8 protein-coding genes are annotated in these 13,966 nt (G+C 74.8%); 5 read left to right on the plus strand and 3 right to left on the minus strand.

From position 1 onward, the window contains the following. Positions 1-53 precede the first annotated feature (53 nt). Positions 54-3,236, plus strand: a complete 3,183-nt coding sequence (locus ACQYWQ_RS25605) for an NACHT domain-containing protein (RefSeq protein ID WP_431037818.1) — start codon at positions 54-56, stop codon at positions 3,234-3,236. A gap of 223 nt (positions 3,237-3,459) precedes the next feature. Here the strand turns inward: ACQYWQ_RS25605 and ACQYWQ_RS25610 are convergent, their stop codons facing one another. After that, entirely contained in the window at positions 3,460-4,443 is a 984-nt protein-coding gene (locus tag ACQYWQ_RS25610; protein WP_431037820.1) for a helix-turn-helix transcriptional regulator, read from the minus strand. 381 nt (positions 4,444-4,824) lie between these two features. Between ACQYWQ_RS25610 and ACQYWQ_RS25615 the strand changes: the two genes are divergently transcribed. The 3 genes from ACQYWQ_RS25615 (at position 4,825) to ACQYWQ_RS25625 (ending at position 9,773) form a co-directional block, all read left to right on the plus strand. Further along, on the plus strand, positions 4,825-7,164 hold the full coding sequence (locus tag ACQYWQ_RS25615) for a protein phosphatase 2C domain-containing protein (protein ID WP_431037821.1): 2,340 nt from the start codon (positions 4,825-4,827) through the stop codon (positions 7,162-7,164). A gap of 84 nt (positions 7,165-7,248) precedes the next feature. Continuing rightward, a complete protein-coding gene (locus ACQYWQ_RS25620) occupies positions 7,249-8,994 on the plus strand; it encodes a pyruvate dehydrogenase (protein WP_431037823.1) in 1,746 nt (581 codons plus the stop codon). 302 nt (positions 8,995-9,296) lie between these two features. Further along, positions 9,297-9,773 (plus strand): ATP-binding protein, encoded by a 477-nt coding sequence (locus tag ACQYWQ_RS25625; RefSeq protein ID WP_431039344.1) that lies wholly within the window; start codon positions 9,297-9,299, stop codon positions 9,771-9,773. 86 nt (positions 9,774-9,859) lie between these two features. Here the strand turns inward: ACQYWQ_RS25625 and ACQYWQ_RS25630 are convergent, their stop codons facing one another. Both ACQYWQ_RS25630 and ACQYWQ_RS25635 read right to left on the minus strand, forming a co-directional pair. Next, a complete protein-coding gene (locus ACQYWQ_RS25630; RefSeq protein WP_431037825.1) occupies positions 9,860-10,930 on the minus strand; it encodes a DUF2637 domain-containing protein in 1,071 nt (356 codons plus the stop codon). A 707-nt stretch (positions 10,931-11,637) separates the two neighbouring features. Further along, complete coding sequence (locus tag ACQYWQ_RS25635) at positions 11,638-12,531, minus strand: (2Fe-2S)-binding protein (RefSeq protein WP_431037826.1); 894 nt, start codon at positions 12,529-12,531, stop codon at positions 11,638-11,640. Between the two features lie 499 nt (positions 12,532-13,030). On the opposite strand from ACQYWQ_RS25635, the gene ACQYWQ_RS25640 reads away from it, so the two are divergent. Then, a complete protein-coding gene (locus tag ACQYWQ_RS25640) occupies positions 13,031-13,771 on the plus strand; it encodes a GntR family transcriptional regulator (RefSeq protein WP_431037827.1) in 741 nt (246 codons plus the stop codon). The last annotated feature ends 195 nt before the right edge of the window (positions 13,772-13,966 follow it).

Genomic DNA, 13,966 nt, shown 5'->3' on the forward strand with positions numbered 1-13,966 from the left:
GAACCCCGTGCGCGCGGGACGGGACCGCAAGGGGCGGGCGGGGGAGGACGGGCGTGGACGACACCGATTACCCGGTACCTGTCGTGTTCTTCTGCCGGACGCTCGGGAGCCTCGTCGCGGCCTGCGGGCTCCCGCACACCGCGCTCACGGGACCGCTCGGGCGCGGCGACTCGGCCGTCTCGCAGCTCCTCAACGGGCGGCTCAGACGGCCGCCGCAGTGGGAGACCGTCGCGCGTGTCCTGGAGTGCTGCCGCGCGCACCGCGCGGGCCGTCCACCGCTCCACCACACCTTCGATCCCGCCTTCTGGCGGCAGCTCCACCACCAGATGGTGACGCTCACCGAGCGGGAGCGGGAGCGCCCGGCGCCGCGCCGACGCAGGGCGAGCGCTCCCGCGTTCCGTCCGGTGGAAGCCGTTCCCGAGGACTTCGCCGAGGCCGTGGACGTCCTCGTGGGCGGCCGCCCCGGGCTCGAAGGGATCGCCGAGGAACTCCTTGCCCCGCTGCGTCTCGGCGGCGCGGCCCCTGTCGGCACCGAGCACCTGCTGCGGGGCTTCGCGGCCCGGGTCCGCGCCCACCACGGCACCACCAGGACCGCCCTGCTGTGCGCGGCCGACCGGGTGATCCTCGTGACCGCCTTCTGTGAGGCCGTCGCCACGTCCGGCCTTCATCACGGACTCGAACCCGCCGCCACGTACGCCGACTTCGACGGGGACGTCGTCACCGAGCTGACCCGCTTCCCGCTCGGCTCCACCCGGGTCCGCGCGCCCGCCGACATCCGGGAGGACGTCCTCCGCGCCTACTCCTCGGCCGCCGATCTCGTGTACGGCGCGGTCGACCCGCCGTACGACAAGACCGCCGATCTGGTACGGCGGGCCTGGCGCCGTTATGAGGCGCTGCTCTCCGACGCCGTCCACGAGTGCCCCGAACTCCGGCTCACCTCCGCGCCCGACGACCCGCCCGAAGCGCTCGACCCGGCCCCCCGGCCCGTACCGCGTGGACTGAGCGAACTCGCCGCAAAGCTCGACGAGTTCGCCGGGCAGACCCCCCCTGCCCACCGGCTCCTGCGCGAACCGCTCGCCGTCGCCGAGGACGCGGGGCCGGTCCCGCCGAGCCTGCGGGACGGCTACCTCGATCCCGCCTACCGCCTCGCCGGCGAGGGCGCACGTCCGGGGGACCTCGCCCGCGAGAGCTGGTGGCGCACGAGACCCCCGCGCGACGACCTCGCCGGCTTCCTCGCCGCCCACTTCCTCACCGACGACGCGGGCCGTGCCCCCCTCCTCGTCCTCGGCCACCCGGGCGCGGGCAAGTCCCTCCTGACCCGGTTGCTCACCGCCCGTCTCCCGCCCACCGAATTCACCTGCCTGCGAGTGGAGTTGCGGCACGCCCCCGCGGGCGGCGGCCTCGCCGCGCACCTCGCCGCCGAACTCCAGCGCACCGCACCCGCGCGCTCCTCCGCAACCGAAGCCCTGCCGCGCGTGCTCCTCCTCGACGGACTGGACGAACTGCTCCAGGCCCTCGCCGGCCGTCCCGAGCCCGACGAGGGGCGCCGGCTCCTGGCCGAGGTGGAGGAGTTCCAGAGCGCGGAAACACTGGCGGGACGCCCCACGCTCGTCGTCGTCACGAGCCGCACTCTCGCCGCCGCACGCATGCTCAGCCCGCGCCGCGGCACGGTGATCCACCTGGAACCCTTCGACGACGCGCGGATAAGGGAGTGGGTCGCCGCCTGGAACGCGCGCAACAGGCGCTGGTTCGCCGCACGTGAAGTCCAGCCACTCGCGGCGGAGTTGCTGCGCTCGTACGGCGAACTCGCCTGCCAGCCGCTCCTGCTGCTGATGCTCGCGCTCTACGACGCGTCGGACAACGCGCTGCGGGCGGCCGCGGGGGCCGGTTTCGGGCGGCTCGAACTCTATGAGCGGCTGCTCACCGCGTTCATCCGCCGACAACTCGCCAAACAAGGTGGCCCGCTCCCCGAGGCCGAGCACGTGGCGGCGGTGGAAGAGGAGTTCCTGCGCCTCTCCGTCCTCGCGCTCGGCATGTTCCGCCGCCACCGCAGGTCGCTCACCGCCCGCGAGGCGATCGCCGACCTCGGCGCGTATCCGGGACCGGAGACCGGCACGGGCGCGCCCGGCGGTTCCCCGGGCGCGCCGGACGCCCCCACGGGCGCGGCTCCCGCTCCCGTGCCGGGCGGACCGCTGCTCTTCGGCCGCTTCTTCTTCGTGCGCGCCGCACGGCCCGAGGGCGCGGGCGAGGAGGACCAGTCGTACGAGTTCCTGCACGCCACGTTCGGCGAGTTCCTTCTCGCGCGGCTCCTCGCCACGGAGCTGCGGGCCCTCGCAGGGCGAGGCGAGGACACGCGCCTGCGGCCCCTCCTCGCCCACGTCCCGCTCGGCGACCACCCCGAAGTCCTCGCCGCCGTCGCCGAACTCGTGCGCCCGGCCGACCCGGCGGCGCTCGCCCACCACCTCGGCGCCCACCTGCGCGCGAGCCTCGCAGGAGTCCCCGGGCGCCTTCAGCCCCCGCGCCGCGTCGCCACCTACACCGCCAACCTCGCCCTGCTCGCGGTACGGCTGCGCCCCGGCATCACGGCCTCCGCGCTCCTCGGCACGGCGGACCCCGTGGGCCGCTGGCGCGCCTGCGCACGGCTGTGGCAGGCGTGTCTCACGGAGACCTCGTGGGCCGCGCTGTCCCGCCACATACACCCCGCTCCGCACCCCCGGAGCCCCGACCTGCGGCTCGGCGGGCCTCCCGACGCCGTGCCCTCGCCCTGGGAACTCCCCGCCCGGAGCCGCCCGGAGGCCCGCCCCCTGCGGGACCAGCTCGCGGACCTGGCCAGGGACGCGCGCGTGCGCCACGAGCCCGCCCTCGCCCGCGCGCTCCACGCCCTCGCCCCGCTCGCCGAACGCCTCCCGGCCCTCTTCGAGACGGAGGGCGGCCAGGACCCGCGCCACTCCGCCGCCCACGCCGTGGTCTCGCTGCTCACGGACCGTCCCGTCCCCTACGAGGAGATCCCGCCCCTCCTCCAGCCCCTGCCCCCCGAACAGCTGGCCCCCGCCCTCGACACCTTCGTCCGACACTTCGCGGCGGCGGCCCCGGCCCTGCCCCCCGACACGGTGACGGCGGTCCTCTCCCAACTCGCAAGAGGCCGCTTCGCCCAGGCGACCACACCGGCCCACCGCGCCCTCCTGGCAGCCACAGGGAATCCCCTCCCGCCACGACCCAGGCCCTCCGAAGCCTGAGAAGGAAGCGGACCCCGACCCTCGGGCCTACGAGGAGCGGGGTCCGGAGTCCTGGGGAACGGGGCAACGGTCAGGGGCGGGGAGCCCCGCGAGGCCCGCGAGGCCCGCGAGGCCCGCGAGGCCCGCGAGGCCCGCGAGGCCCGCGAGACCCGCGAGGCCCGCTCCCGCGAGGCCCGGCGAGGCCCGCTCCCGCGAGCCCCGCGAGGCCCGCCCCCGCGCGGGCTCACCGCGCCACCCAGCCCCTTTCGTACGCGTGCCACCCCAGCTGCAACCGCGTCGTCGACCCCGTCAGCTCCATCAGGCCCTTCACCCTCCGCTGCACGGTCCGCAGGCCGAGATCGAGCTGCTTCGCCACGCTCGCGTCCGTCATCCCCGCGAGCAGCAGCGAGAGCACCTCCAGGTCGGTGCGGTCCGGCTCCGGTTCCCCGCCCTCGTCGACCTCCCCGGCCGAGGCCCCGAGCCGCAGCGGCAGCGCCTCGCGCCACACCGACTCGAAGAGCCCGCTCAGCGCGTCGAGCAACCCGCTCGCGTGCACGACGAGCGCGGCCGGTTCCGGCGCGCGCGAGGTGAGCGGCACCATCGCGAGCGTGTCGTCGGCGAGGACGAGCTTCGTCGGCACCTCGTCCACGACCCGTACCCGCTCCTCACGACCCAGTGCCGCCGACAGCTCGACGAGCCCCGTGGGCAGGTGCAGCACCTCGCGCTCGATCACCACGCGATAGGCGACGCCCCGCCCCGCGGCCTGCTCCTCGGCGTCGTTCTCCATCCCCGACACGGCCATCGGCGCCCCCGTGACGAGCGCCCGCACCGATTCCTTGGCACCCAGCTGGAGCTGGAGGAAGCGCTGCGCGACGGCGTTCGTCCCCGTCACCACCTCCAGGAGGTCGTGGGCGGGGGTGCGTTCGCCGCGCGCCCGGTACTCCTCGGCGAGCAACGCCGCCGCGAGTTCCGCCTGGTCCAGCTCGTGCCGCCGCTGCGTGAGGAGCGCGCCGAGCGCGACACCCGGCGGGGCGGCGACCCAGCGGTCGGGGCCTGCCGACGAGCGCGCGGCGAGCCCGTGCCGTTCCAGGGTGTGCAGCGCGGCCCGTGTCTCCGCCTCGCTCCGCCCGAGCCGCCGCGCGAGCGCGCCGAGTTCGGCCGCGCCCTCCGCCACGAGTGCCCGGTACGCCGCCTCGTGCGGCTCGTCCAGTCCGATCGCGCCCAGCATCTTCCGTATCCCCTCCCCGGCCGTGGCACACACAGATTTCTGGCGGAAACCGGCCACGGCGTAAACCCGCCAGGTTCTATCATCGTCGCCCCGCGCCGGATCTGACACAGTGACCGTGTCTTGGCCAAAGGTCGGCGATCGAGCATCCGTGGGGGGTGCGCGTCGCAGCCTCTTCCGCGGCCGGACTTCTCCGGGTGACTCCACGCCGTCAGGGCGTGGTACGGCTGTGACGGCGCCCCCGTCGGGGCCGGAGGTCACCCGCGCCGCCGGGCGGTCCTCCCGTGGGGGGTAGGGCCGCCCGGTCGGCGTGAACTCTCCGGACCGGCCGGTAACTTCTCCTTGCCTCGTTTTCGTACCGTCCTCGCGGTGGACAATAAGGGCATGAGCCAACAGGGGGACGCGCGCGAGGACGACTGGTGGGACCAGCTGTACGAGGAATCGGCGCCGGACACGGGCCCCGACCGCGCCGCGGACACGCTGGACGACCGCTTCGCCTCGGCGATCCACACCGTGCGGTCACCGCAGGAACAGCTCACCCGCGAGGACTCCCCGCCGCCCTCACCCCCTGAGCCGCCCGCGCCCCCCTCACCCCCTGAGCCGCCCGCGCCGCCCTCACCCCCTGAACCGCCCGCGCCGCCCGGGACCTCCGGGCCGAGCGACCCGGCGTCACGCGCGTTCCCGCCCACGCCTCCCGAACCGGCCGCCCCCTGGCCCGCGGCCGAACGCCTGGGCCGCCCCTACGTCCCGGGCGCCCGCCCCCTCCCTCCGGAGGCGGAGGACAGCCCCCCTCTCCCGCGGCGCCCCCTCGCCCCGGAGACCGAGCCGACTCCGCCCCTTCCGCAGCGGCTCCCGCGCCACAAGCCCGCGACGCCCGACGGTTTCACCGGCTGGTTCGGCGCCTCCCCGGAGCGCGGTACCGAGCCCACGCCCCCGCCGCCCCCCGCCGGGTGGACCGGAGCGGCACCGCGCCGCGGTAAGGGAACACCGGTGGCCGGGGCGGGGACCCCCGACGAGCGACCCGCGCCGCGGGAGAGCACGCGCGACGGTTCGGACCGGGCCGCTCCCGACGGCGCGGACACGACGGCGGACCGCGCCGAACCGGAGGGCTTCGGCCCGCCGCCCGCGGCGTACGGGATCGCAGGGACGACGACACCGGCGGACCGGCCCGAGCCCGGCGCGGAGCCGGAGCCGCGCGAGGGCACGGAAGAGGCCCCGGGGGCGCGAGCCCCCGGCCCGGCACAGGACGGACCGCGGCCGGAGCCGGTACGGAACGGGCCGGAGCCGGTACGGAACGGGCCGGAGCCGGTACGGGGCGGGCCGCCGTGGCCCGGGACCACCGGCGCCGACGCGGGCCCGCCCGGGCCCGTACGGGACGAGCCCGCTCCGCCGCGCCCCGCACCCCGCGTCCCACGCCACGCGCTTCCCCCGTCGCCGCCCGGTCCGGCGGCAGCGGAGCGCGCCCCTGCCCGCCCCGACCAGCCGGGCGAGGACGGCCCCGCCTCGGGCGAGGACGCCACGCCCCGCACGGACCGCGCCCCGGCAGCCCCCGTACCGCCCCTGCCGTACCGCCCCGCCCCCGGTCCCCCCGTGTGGCCGCGCCCCGCCGCCGCTCCCCGGGAGGACACCTCCTCCCCGGCGGCGCCGCCCCGAAGCCCCGTACCGCCGCCCGCCGCCCCCGCCCCCGTACCGCCCGGGAAGCAGCGGGACCCGTCCGCGCCCTCGCGCGCCGCCCGCGAACCGGCGGCGCACGCCGAACTCGCCGAGGCCCCCGTGCCTCCCGCGGCCTCCGTCCCCTACGTGGGTGACCGGCCTCCCACCTACGAGGCCGAGCCCACCGCGCTCGCCGAGAGCGATCCGGCGGCGCTCGACGCCTACGTGCCCGACACCGTCCTCGAAGGGGGGCGGTTCGGGGGCAGTACCCTGCGGGCGGTCTCGCAGCGCGGGGACTCGGCGCGGTACCGCGGCGAGGCGCGCAGGGACGCGCTGCTCGTGGTGCGGTTCGGGGCGGGCGACGAGGGGATCGTGCTCGTCGCCGCGGCGACCGGGGCGCGGGCCTGTCCCGAGGCGTACCGCGCGGCGACCGAGGCCGTGCGGTCGATCGGCGCCGCCGTGGGCCGCAGCCACCGCCGCCTCGGCGACGACATCCGCGCCGCGCGCCGCGGCGACCTCAAGTCGGGACTGCACCGCCTCACCGACCGCACCCTGGGCCGTCTGCGCGCCGCGGCGGCCGCACGCGGGCTCGCCCCCGAGGAGTACACCGCGAGCCTGCGCTGCCTGCTCCTGCCCACCGACGGCCAGTGCCGCACCCGCGTCTTCTTCGGCGCGGGCGAAGGCGGGCTCTTCCGGCTGCGCGGCGGCGAACTGCGCGACATCGAGCCCGAGGTCCCCGCCGAAGGACAGCCCCGCTCCGGGCCCGAGGCCGGCGCGCTCACCCTCGACCCCGGTATCGGGCGGCCACCGAGCCCGTACGCCCCCGTCGAGGAACCGCGCCGCGAACCCTTCCGTTTCCGCGCCTCCATCGCCCGATCGGGCGATGTGCTGCTGCTGTGCGGCACGGGCCTCGCCGAACCACTGCGCGGCAGCCCGCCGCTCGCCAGCCGCCTCGCCGAGGAGTGGTCCGCGCCCGAACCCCCCGGGCTCGCCGCCTTCCTGGCCACGAGCCAGACCCGCGTCAAGGGCTACGCCGACGACCGCACCCTCGCCGCCGTCTGGGAGAGGTGAGCCCTGGCCACCCCGGTTTGACGGGCACGATCGCGGTCACTGTGACTTCATGGACCCACGGAGCACAGAAGGGGTGCGAGTGTCATGGCCAAGCAGAACGTAGCCGAGCAGTTCGTCGACGTCCTCGTCCGCGCGGGCGTCCAGCGGCTGTACGGCGTGGTCGGGGACAGCCTCAACCCCGTGGTCGACGCGATCCGCCGCAATTCCGCGATCGACTGGATTCACGTCCGTCACGAGGAGACCGCCGCCTTCGCCGCGGGCGCCGAGGCGCAGATCACCGGGAAGCTCGCCGCCTGCGCCGGCTCCTGCGGCCCCGGCAACCTGCACCTCATCAACGGCCTGTACGACGCCCACCGCTCGATGGCCCCCGTGCTCGCCCTCGCCTCGCACATCCCCTCCAGCGAGATCGGCCTCGGCTACTTCCAGGAGACCCACCCCGACCGGCTCTTCACCGAGTGCAGCCACTACAGCGAGATGATCTCCAACGCGGCGCAGATGCCCCGCGTCCTTCAGAGCGCGATCCAGCACGCCGTGGGCCAGGGCGGCGTCGGCGTCGTCACCCTCCCGGGCGATGTCGCCTCGCACGACGCGCCCGAGCGCGTCACCGAGCAGGCGATGATCACCGAGCAGCCCACCGTGCGCCCCGGTGACGACGAGATCGAGAAGCTCGCCGCACTCATCGACGGGGCGCACCGCGTCACCCTCTTCTGCGGCGCGGGCGCGGCGGGCGCGCACGCCGAGGTCATGGAACTCGCGGGGAAGATCAAGTCCCCGGTCGGGCACGCGCTGCGCGGCAAGGAGTACATCCAGTACGACAACCCGTACGACGTCGGCATGAGCGGACTGCTCGGCTACGGGGCCTGCTACGAGGCCACCAACGAGTGCGACCTGCTGATCCTGCTCGGCACGGACTTCCCCTACACGCCCTTCCTGCCCGACAAGGACGTCAAGATCGTCCAGGTCGACATCCGCCCCGAGCACCTCGGCCGCCGCTGCAAGCTCGACCTCGCGGTGTGGGGCGACGTGCGCGAGACGCTGCGCTGCCTGCTGCCGCGCGTCAAGCCGAAGGAGAACCGCCGCTTCCTCGACAAGATGCTCAAGAAGCACGCCGACGCGCTCGAAGGCGTCGTCAAGGCGTACACCCGCAAGGTCGAGAAGCACACCCCGATCCACCCCGAGTACGTCGCTTCCGTGCTCGACGAGATCGCCGCCGAGGACGCCGTCTTCACCGTCGACACCGGCATGTGCAACGTGTGGGCCGCCCGCTACATCACCCCCAACGGCCACCGCCGCATCATCGGCTCCTTCCGGCACGGCTCGATGGCCAACGCGCTGCCGCAGGCGATCGGCGCGCAGTTCACCGACCGGAACCGGCAGGTCGTCTCGATGTCCGGGGACGGCGGCTTCTCGATGCTCATGGGCGACTTCCTGACCCTCGTGCAGTACGACCTCCCTGTGAAGGTGGTCCTCTTCAACAACTCGGCCCTCGGGATGGTCGAGCTGGAGATGCTCGTGGCCGGGCTGCCGTCCTTCGGGACGACCAACAAGAACCCGGACTTCGCCGCCGTCGCCCGCGCCGCAGGTGCCTACGGGGTACGGGTCGAGAAGCCCAAGCAACTGGAGGGCGCCCTGCGTGACGCCTTCGCGCACAAGGGCCCGGCCCTCGTCGACGTCGTCACGGACCCCAACGCGCTCTCCATCCCGCCGAAGATCAGCGCCGACATGGTCACGGGCTTCGCGCTCTCGGCGAGCAAGGTCGTCCTCGACGGCGGCGTCGGGCGCATGCTCCAGATGGCCCGCTCCAACCTCCGCAACGTGCCCCGCCCCTGAGCCGCCGGGCGCGGGGCACGCCCCGCACGGCCCGCCACGTGCGCCCCCGGCGCGTGGTTTCGGCCGTGTGCGTCAGGGTTTCGGCGCGGGCACGCCGAGGAGGCGTCAGGTACGGACTAAGCGGGCATGGTCCTCGTATACGCGTTCGTGACCGGAGCGCTCGTCACCGGAGCCGCGGGACAGGAACGCTCGTGACAAGAGTCGACAGCGTGGTCGAGGTGGTGTTCGCAGACCCCGCGCCCGGAAGCGTGCCGGGCCGGGGCCGACAGGCGGAGTGGTCCGTCACGGGGGTGGAGCCGTACATGGACGGGCACAGGACGGAGCGGCGCGGACAGCCGGGGCGGGGGGCGAGCGCCCGGCGGGTGCTCCCGCGCCGCCCGCCGCGCGGGCACCGCCTCACGAGAAAACTCGCGCGCGCCGATCTGCGCGCGGTCGGCGAGGCACGGCACGCACTGCGCGAACTCCTCGACAGGCACGGTGAGGGCGCCTCCTGCGCCGACACCGCCGAGCTGCTCACGAGCGAACTCGTCACCAACGCCCTCGTGCACACCGCCGACGACGCCGTCCTCACCGCCGTCGTGCGGCGCGGGCGGCTCCGCGTCGAGGTGCGCGACCAGGCGAAGGGGACGCCCCGGGCCCGTACCGCCGTCCCCGAGGAGCACACGGGCGGCCGCGGCCTCGGCCTCGTCCAGAGCCTCGCGGACGCGTGGGGGGTCAGGGCGGTGGGGGCGGGCAAGGCGGTGTGGTTCGAGCTGGAGACGGGGATGGTGGGGGAGTGAGCGATTCCGGGGGCATGGCACAGGGCGGCCCGCACCCGGCGAGGGTGCGGGCCGCCCTGTGAGGAGAGCCCGAGCGCGGTGGCGGCTCAGCCGAACTGCTGCTCCATCTCCTTCAGTTTGCGCTCCAGGTTGTCGAGCCGGGGGAGGGCCTGGGTGTCGTCCTCGGCCGTCAGGTCGACAACGGCTCCTTTGGCAGGCTCCTCCGGGGAGGACGTCGCGTCAGTCTTCGCGGTGATGGCCTGCAAGGAGGGCCGCCCGGAAGGCAGTTGCTCGCTTTCCGCTATGGCGGGGTCCGCGTCGGCCTGACCCATGCTCGCCATCGCCTGCTGCACGTCGACCTGCCGGCCGCCCCCACGCCCGCCCCAGCCGCGCGTGCTGCGGCTGATCGCCCTGAGCTGAGCCTTCTTCAGACGAGCCTGTTCACGGTCGCGCTGACGGCCCACCTGCTTCTGGCGCTTGTCCTCGCGCACCTCCTCGACCGCCTCGTCGAGGCTGCGCACGTTCTCCAGGAGCATGAGCGACCAGGCGCCGAAGGTCTCGCGCGGGGCGCGCAGCCAGCGCACGATGCGGATCTGCGGCAGCGGCCTCGGTACCAGGCCCTGCTCGCGCAGCGCGGCGCGACGGGTCTGCTTGAGGGCGCGGTCGAAGAGCACGGCGGCCGAGAGCGACATCCCGGAGAAGAACTGCGGGGCACCCGCGTGACCCATGCCGCGCGGCGCGTGCACCCAGTTGAACCAGGCCGCCGCACCCGCGAAGGTCCACACGAGCAGCCGCGAACCGAGCGCCGCGTCGCCGTGGCTCGCCTCACGCACGGCGAGCACGGAGCAGAACATCGCCGCACCGTCCAGGCCGAAGGGCACCAGGTATTCCCAGCCTCCGGAGAGGCTGAGGTTCTGCCGGCCGAAGCCGACCAGGCCGTGGAAGGAGAGCGCGGCGGCAACGGCCGCGCAGCAGAAGAGGAGGACGTAGGAGGCGCTGCCGTAGACCGCTTCCTTGCGGCGGCGGCGCTCCTCGCTGCGCTCCCAGGAGTCCTCGGCCGCCGCCGCTTTCGCCCCGGCCCGCTTGCCGCGGGTGAGCACCGCAACCGCCACCAGCATGCCCAGGAGCAATACGGCGCCGGGTACGAGCCAGTCCAGCGATATGTCGGTCATTCTCATCAGGGGGGTCCCTTGCGTCGGTAGGGCCTTTCGGGCGCCATCGTGGCGCATGCCGAAGGGCCGTCAGGTGGTTTCCGGGCAACTGGACGCCAACGAGGGGTACCGGGCACCGGATAGCGTCGACCTGCTCGAACTCTTGCGCGAAGACAGGGAGTTCCGTGCGAGACAGAATACTCGTAAGGGGGAGTGGGTGTGAAATGGTTGCACAGGGGAACGCGGGCGCCCGAGGCGAGTCCTGAGCGCCGTGTTCCGGCAGGGACGGAAGAGGCGGGGGCGAGGCCGGAAATCGCTGGTGTGAAACGGGGATTGACGGGGTAACGGGGTGGCGCGTCCGGGGGTCGTGCACGGGTCGTGCGCGGCGCGGCGCGTCGATGCGAATGCGACGGGGCGCGAACGAGGGGGCGCGGGTGGGCGCACCGGACGGGAGAGAGCGCGGGCGTCGCGGGGCGGGGGGCCGGGGGCTGGCTCGGGGGCGATTGTCCGGGGGGGACTTCGCGGGGCGGGGCGCTCCGCGCCGACCGTACTGCGGGGCGATCCCGGTCCGTACCCAGGCGGTGCTCGCGGGCTCGTGCTCAGGTCTCAGGTGGTGTCTGCCGGGCCGTGCTCAGGTGGTGCCTGCGGGCCCGTGCCAAAGGTGGTGGTTGTGGGCCCGTGCCAAAGGTGGTGGGTATGGGCCCGTGCCAAAGGTGGTGGCTGTGGGCCCGTGCTCAGGCCGCGGTCGCGGCCTCGTCCGCGGCGAGCCGCTCGGCGCTGAGGCGTGCGACGCGCTCGGCGTCGCACAGGCGGGGGCAGGTCCCGCAGATCTCCTCGGCGCCCAGCGTGTACGACAGGCAGCAGCTCACCCGGTCCCTCGTCGGCAGCGCCTCACCGTCGGGCCCGGTCAGCTCGCGGAAGCCCGGGGTGCCGACGTACGGCTTCGTCGTGCCGGGCAGCAGCGCCTCCAGCTCCGCGGTGGCGCGCACCTCCTCGCCGAGCAGTTCCCCCATGTAGGCGAGGCCCTCGACGATCTCGTCCGTGACCATGCCCCACAACGCCCGGCCCCTGCGGCGCATGCGCGGGCCGATCCCGTCGAGCAGCGGCCCCAGATGGGCGGCCACCGCGTCCCGTACCGCGGCACGCAGCGCGTCCTCGTCCGCCACGACAACCGCGAGCGGGTGCCCGGCCTCGGGGTCGTCGGGCAGGCAGGCGAAGGGTACGGAGCGGACCGCCATGCGGTAGCGCGGGCGGTCGAAGTACACATCGCCGGCGCCGTAGCGCGGCACGCGGCGCAGCAGGAGCCACGGCAGCGTGATGAGCAGGCAGGCGGGCCACGCGTACCGGTGGAAACCGAAGCTCGCGACGACGTCGGGACGTGGCGTGCGCCCGTAGTCGCGCTCGATCTGCTCGTGGTCCCAGCGCAGGTACGCGTCCAGTTCGGCGCCCGCCGCCGCGAGTCCCGCCGCGCTCACCCAGTCGCCCCCGGCGGGGCGGGGCTCGTCCGCCGCCAGCTCCGTCACGCGCAGCTCGGGGAAGACCTGAGCCAGCCGCTCCCACGCGGCGCCGACCGGCGAAGCGGCCGTCGCCGGCACCGGGAGGGCGGAGAGCTGAGGGGAGTGCAGCATGCGCGGACCACCGAATCGCACGTCGAAACAGCCGGAATCTACAGGTAAGCCTTACCTTACCGGAAGTGATCGGGATGGGAACCGGGGGCCTCGCCCTCTATCGTGCTCGTGGCGCGCGAAGCCCGCACGCCCCGAGCACGCACACCCCAGCGGTACGGAGGAAGGCGACGTGGAACGCGAACCGGCCCCCCGAGGCCCGCACCCGGCGACCCGGGCCGAGGATCGCGTCCCCCCACCCCGCCGTCCGGGTGAAGACGGTCCGGGAGGCGCGCGCGGGCGTGGCGTGCGGAGGGGGAGCGGGGCGCGGGAGGCCGGCGGCGGGGTGGGGGCCGCCGGTGTGGCCGGCGGGTCTGTCGCGGCTGGCGGGTCCGGGGCGGCCGGTGACTCCGGTGCGGCTGGCGGGTCCGGGGCGGCCGGTGACTCCGGTGCGGCCGGCGGGTTCGGTGCGGCTGGTGCGGCTGGTGCGGCTGGTGGGTTCGGTGGGGCTGGTGAAGCCGATGTGTCCGCCGCGTCCGGGGCCTCTGGCAGGGACGCGTACCTTTCGGGGGCCGCGCGTCCTTCCGGTCCCGCGCATCCCGCCGACCCGGCGCACGACCTGGCCCGGGCGCAGGACCACCCGGGCCATGTCCGTACCCCGCTGCGCCGCTCCTCGGTGCGGGGCCAAGTGCTCGAAGCGCTGCGGGCCGCGCTCGACTCCGGTGAGCTGGAACCGGGGCGGGTCTACTCGGCGCCCGCACTGGGGGAGCGGTACGGGGTCTCGGCGACGCCGGTACGCGAGGCGATGCAGCGGCTCGCCGCCGAGGGAGCCGTCGAGACGGTGCCCAACCGGGGCTTTCGCGTCCTGGCCCGTACCGCCGACGAGGCCGCGGGGCTTGCCGAGGTGCTGTTCCTGATCGAGTTGCCCGTCCTCACCCGGCTCGCCGCCACGCTGCCCGCGCTGCCCCGGGAACTGCGCCCGCTCGCCGAGCGGACGAGGGACCTGGCCCGCACGGGCGACCGCGGCGGTTACGGCGAGGCGGACCGTGCCTTCCACCGGGCGCTGCTCGGGCTGCACGGAAATCCTCAGCTCACGAACGTCGCCGACACTCTCCACCGCAGGGCGGGCAGTCCCCGTGCCCGCAGCCCGCAGTCCTGGGCCGAGGAGGCGGCGCAGCACGGGATGCTCCTGGACGCCATCGAACGAGCCGACACGGCGACACTCGCGACGGTGCTGCGAAGCCATCTGGGCGTGCAGGGCTGAGGCGGAGCGGTCCGGCAGGTGTCTCCGCGAGGTGAGTGAGCGCTCACCCGGTCACTCGCTCGTGTCGGCTCTGTCAACTTTGGCGTCCGGATCTCCCCGGAACGAGTGTGTGCGTACGTGGGGAAGCCTGAGTTATCCACAGATTCGCGACGTTGGTGCTCGGGGGGTGGCGGGGTGCGAAAGAATGGTGTTGGG

The organism is Streptomyces sp. P6-2-1, assembly GCF_050613165.1.
GTDB lineage: Bacteria > Actinomycetota > Actinomycetes > Streptomycetales > Streptomycetaceae > Streptomyces.

What these genes read in the sequence shown, in the direction of transcription:
- ACQYWQ_RS25630 (WP_431037825.1), bottom strand. Translation starts at nt 10,930, where the DNA reads ATGAGAATGACCGACATATCGCTGGACTGGCTCGTACCCGGCGCCGTA.
- ACQYWQ_RS25625 (WP_431039344.1), top strand. Translation starts at nt 9,297, where the DNA reads ATGGACGGGCACAGGACGGAGCGGCGCGGACAGCCGGGGCGGGGGGCG.
- ACQYWQ_RS25635 (WP_431037826.1), bottom strand. Translation starts at nt 12,531, where the DNA reads ATGCTGCACTCCCCTCAGCTCTCCGCCCTCCCGGTGCCGGCGACGGCC.
- ACQYWQ_RS25615 (WP_431037821.1), top strand. Translation starts at nt 4,825, where the DNA reads ATGAGCCAACAGGGGGACGCGCGCGAGGACGACTGGTGGGACCAGCTG.
- ACQYWQ_RS25620 (WP_431037823.1), top strand. Translation starts at nt 7,249, where the DNA reads ATGGCCAAGCAGAACGTAGCCGAGCAGTTCGTCGACGTCCTCGTCCGC.
- ACQYWQ_RS25610 (WP_431037820.1), bottom strand. Translation starts at nt 4,443, where the DNA reads ATGCTGGGCGCGATCGGACTGGACGAGCCGCACGAGGCGGCGTACCGG.